4 protein-coding genes and 1 pseudogene are annotated in these 4,104 nt (G+C 64.6%); 2 read left to right on the top strand and 3 right to left on the bottom strand.

The genetic code is table 11. From position 1 onward, the window contains the following. Positions 1-658: zinc-binding dehydrogenase (locus tag EOA23_RS32185; RefSeq protein WP_145966550.1), on the top strand; the 658-nt coding region annotated here is incomplete at its 5' end. A 201-nt stretch (positions 659-859) separates the two neighbouring features. Here EOA23_RS32185 and EOA23_RS32175 read toward each other — a convergent pair. After that, positions 860-1,963 carry a TRAP transporter substrate-binding protein gene (locus EOA23_RS32175; protein ID WP_127307045.1) on the bottom strand — a complete coding sequence of 368 codons (1,104 nt, stop codon included), beginning with the start codon at positions 1,961-1,963 and terminating at the stop codon, positions 860-862. 264 nt (positions 1,964-2,227) lie between these two features. On the opposite strand from EOA23_RS32175, the gene EOA23_RS32170 reads away from it, so the two are divergent. Further along, a complete protein-coding gene (locus EOA23_RS32170; RefSeq protein ID WP_127307044.1) occupies positions 2,228-3,001 on the top strand; it encodes a gamma-glutamyl-gamma-aminobutyrate hydrolase family protein in 774 nt (257 codons plus the stop codon). A 330-nt stretch (positions 3,002-3,331) separates the two neighbouring features. Here the strand turns inward: EOA23_RS32170 and EOA23_RS32165 are convergent, their stop codons facing one another. Continuing rightward, positions 3,332-3,724 carry a hypothetical protein gene (locus tag EOA23_RS32165; RefSeq protein WP_127307043.1) on the bottom strand — a complete coding sequence of 131 codons (393 nt, stop codon included), beginning with the start codon at positions 3,722-3,724 and terminating at the stop codon, positions 3,332-3,334. 153 nt (positions 3,725-3,877) lie between these two features. Next, a pseudogene (locus EOA23_RS32160) lies at positions 3,878-4,104 on the bottom strand (2-hydroxyacid dehydrogenase); the annotation flags it as partial.

Here is a 4,104-nt window from a genome sequence, read left to right as displayed (position 1 = left end):
CAAGCAGGCCTTCCGGCTCCCCGCGGATCTCAAGCCGGCGCATGGCGCCTTCTGCGAGCCGCTGGCCTGCTGCCTGCACGGCGTCGACCTGGCAGCGATCCGGCCGGGCGCGTCGGTCGTGGTGCTCGGCGGCGGCGTCATCGGCCTGCTCGTCGTGCAACTGGCGAAGCTCGCCGGTGCTGCGACCATCATCCTGTCGACCAGGCAGGCCTCGCGCCGCGCGCTTGCCGAGGAGCTCGGCGCGACCGCAACGGTCGATCCAAGCGCCGGCGATCCGGTCGCAGCCATCGCCGGCCCGAATGGCCTGGCGCCCGGCGGCGTCGACGTGGTGCTGGAATGCGCCGGCGTGCGCGACACGGTCGAACAGTCGATGCGGATTGCCAAGGCCGGCGGCACGGTCGTGATCGTCGGCGTGGTGCCGCAAGGCATGAAGGTGGAGATCGAGCCGTTCGATCTCTTGTTTCGCGAGTTGAAGGTGCTCGGCTCCTTCCTCAACCCGTTCACGCATGCAAGGGCGGCGCAGTTGATCGCATCGGGGGCGATCGAGATCGATAGGCTGATCTCAAGGCAGGTCAGCCTGGAGGAGGCGCCGGACGTCATCGCCAATCCGCCGGCGCCGGGCGAGGTCAAGGTACTGGTGGTGCCGGGACGAGGCTGAGACGCGGTTCTCCCTTCTCCCCTTGTGGGAGAAGGTGTCGCCGAAGGCGACGGATGAGGGGTGCTCCAGCTTGGCGCGGACGGCACTCCGTCCAACACCCCTCATCCGTCTCGGCGCTGCGCGCCGATCCACCGCCCGGGGGCGAGCCACGCGTCTCGCCCCGTCCTTCGGACCCCACAAGGGGAGAAGGTAAGGCTCAGCTTACAGCTTGCCGTTGCGCTGCTGCACCATCATGAAGGTGTCGTAATTGTATTCGGCGACCTGGGCCCAGAGATAGTGCTCCTTGCGGAAGCCCTTGATCGATTCCCAGATCTTCTTGAACGGCGCGTTGTTGGCTTCCATTTCGGCATAGACTTCGTTGGCCTTTTCGAAGCAGGCCGCCAGGATCTCCTGGCTGAAAGGCGCCAGCTTGGCGCCGCCGGCCACCAGCCGCTTCACCGCCGCCGGATTGAGGAAGTCGTATTTCTGCAGCATGTTGGCGTCCGCCGCCTGGGCGGCGGTGTGCACCAGTGACTTGTAGGCCGGCGACAGCTCTTCATACTTGGCCTTGTTGAAGAGCAGGTGCACGGTCGGGCCGCCTTCCCACCAGCCGGGATAGTAGTAGTAGGGCGCGACCTTGTAGAAGCCGAGCTTCTCGTCGTCATAGGGGCCGACCCATTCGGCCGCATCGATCGTGCCCTTTTCCAGCGCCGGGTAGATGTCGCCGCCGGCGATCTGCTGCGGCACGACTCCGAGCTTCTGCACGACCTTGCCGGCAAAACCGCCGATGCGCATCTTCAGGCCGGACAGGTCGGCGACCGTGTTGATCTGCTTGCGGAACCAGCCGCCCATCTGCACGCCGGTGTTGCCGCCCGGCAGGCCGAAAAGGCCCTGCGTGGCCAGGAACTCGTTGAACAGGTCGATGCCGCCGCCATGGTAGTGCCAGGCATTCATGCCGCGCGCATTGAGCGAGAACGGCACGGCCGCGCCCAGTGCCCAGGTGGGATCCTTGCCCCAGTAATAGTATGCCACCGTATGACAGGCTTCGACCGTGCCGGCTGCGGTGGCGTCCGCCGCCTGCAGACCGGGCACCAGTTCGCCCGAGGCGAACACCTGGACCTGGAAATTGCCATCGGTTGCTTCCGACAGCATTTTCGAGAAGACCTCGGCGCCGCCATAGATCGTGTCGAGCGACTTGGGGAAGGACGACGCAAGCCGCCAGGTCACCTTGGGGTTGGACTGGGCGATGGCCGGCGTGGCGAGCGCCGCGGCCGCGGCGCCAACGCCGGACGCACCGGCCTTGCGGATGAATGAACGACGATCCATTAAGTTTCCTCCCTTGCGGATCAGCTGACCGATGCCGGGACATTTTCGGTGCCCGGACCGGTTGTCGAGAACCATACACGGGCAAGAAGTCGAGTCCAGCGCCGCGACCCAGCTAGCGGCCATTCGGCCGCCATCTGCAACTATAGTCTAACGCTCACTTCCCTGGCCCATGCGAGGCGGCCAAACTTGCCATGGAAAAGCCGCGTCGGATCGCTTATTTTATAGGCAGAACAATTCCTTGGCCTGATGGAAACCAGACCCAAAATGCAGCAACCGCTCGTCGCCGTCTCAACCGACGTCCGCCAGTTCGACAACTACACCTGGCACGCCGCGCCCCAGCAGTATCTGGAAGCGGCTGTGGCCGGCGCCGGCGTGTTCCCGCTGCTGGTGCCGTCCTTCGGCGACCGGCTCGACCTCGACGAATTGCTGTCGGCGGTCGACGGCGTCATGCTGACGGGTTCGAAATCCAATGTGCATCCTTCGCTTTATGACGGCGACCCGAGCGAGGCCAACGGTCCCTACGATCAGGCGCGCGATGCCACGACGCTGCCGCTGATCCGCAAGGCGCTCGAGCGCGGCGTGCCGGTGCTTGCGATCTGCCGCGGCATCCAGGAGCTGAACGTGGCGCTGGGCGGCACGCTGGGCACCGAAATCCAGGAGCGCGAAGGCTCGCTCGACCATCGCGCGCCGGTGAGCGACAATCAGGACGAGCGCTTCGCCATCCATCAGACGGTTTCGATCAAGCCGGGCAGTTGCCTTGCCGGGGTGTTCGGCGCCGGCGACATCAAGGTCAACTCCCTGCATCGGCAGGGGATCGACCGGCTCGGCTCGAAACTGCAAATCGAGGCTTTGGCCACCGACGGCACGATCGAAGCGGTTTCCGTCAAGGACGCCCGCGCCTTCGCGGTCGGCGTGCAATGGCACCCTGAATACTGGGTGAAGTCGGACAGTAATTCCGCCAAGATCTTCAAGGCCTTCGGAGATGCCGTGCGGCTGCACGCGGCGGCAAAGGCGGGCGTGCGCGCCGCGGCGGAATAACTATCTCTGGTTTTTGACGCAATTCCGGACGGAAAACCGCTCATCGCAATCGTCATTCTAGGGCGGAGCGGGAAGCGAAGCGTACCGCGTAGACCCTAGAATCCATGCCGTTACCTTCGCCAGGGCGCGCAACGGAGCAAAATCCTGCACCGTGGCGGCGCTTCCAAGTCACGGCATGGATTCTATGGTCTGCGCCGCGTCGCTTCGCTCCTTGCTCCGTCATAGAATGACGAGGTTGGGGTGGCTTCAAGCAATCCCCGGCGTTTGCGCTGATTTCACGGACATGGGTGGAAAACCCTGCACCAGGACAAACGGTGACCTTTAAAGGTACTAGTTGCCGCCGTCCTTGTTCAAAGCCAGAAGCGGCGCGGACAGCGCGTAGGATTCGTAGCCGTCGCCATCGGCAACGCCGAAAGTGACGATCGGATCGATGCCGTTCTCACTGAAGGCAACTGAACCATCCGCCTGCTCGCGCCAGAATTTTGCCCGCTCGATGCCGGGCATCAGCTGGCGGCAATCCGGGGCGATCTTGAGTCGCGACAGGCCGTCCGAGACGGCGGCGCCCCGCTGCACGGCGCAGGCAGCTTCGTCGCCATTGGCGGTCAATCTGTAGGTGCTTGACGCGGCGGGCTCGACGGCCGCGCTTTCGCTATCGCCGCCATCAAGGAACTGCACGCCCCCGAACAACGCAACCGACGCGACCAAACCGGCTAACAGCTTCACCCTGTCTCTCCGCACCGCACGCGCGCCGCGCTTCTTGCCTCTGGTTCCTGCATATTGCCGCCATCCGCAAACCCGAGGCGATATGCATAACCACATATGCAGAATGTTTCCAAAGGGTTAAGCAGGCGTTAACAAATGCGGCAAGCCTGCCTGTCAGGCGCGCGCCTTGACGTTGATCGTCTCCGGCACGGGCGTCAGCGGCCGGCGCTCGGTGAACCAGGCGACGAGATTGTCGACGCAGAGGTCGGCCATGGCGCGGCGAGTGTGGACGGACGCCGAGCCGACATGCGGCAGAAGCGAGGCGTTGGCAGCGTCGAGCAGGGCCCGCGGCACGTTCGGTTCGTCGGCAAAGACGTCGAGCCCGGCGGCGGCAATGGTAC

Origin of the sequence: Mesorhizobium sp. M2A.F.Ca.ET.042.01.1.1, from assembly GCF_003997405.1 — a bacterium.
Lineage (GTDB): Bacteria > Pseudomonadota > Alphaproteobacteria > Rhizobiales > Rhizobiaceae > Mesorhizobium.
The sequence above is the reverse complement of the archived record's forward strand: the minus strand, read 5'-3'. Positions and strand labels throughout refer to the sequence as shown.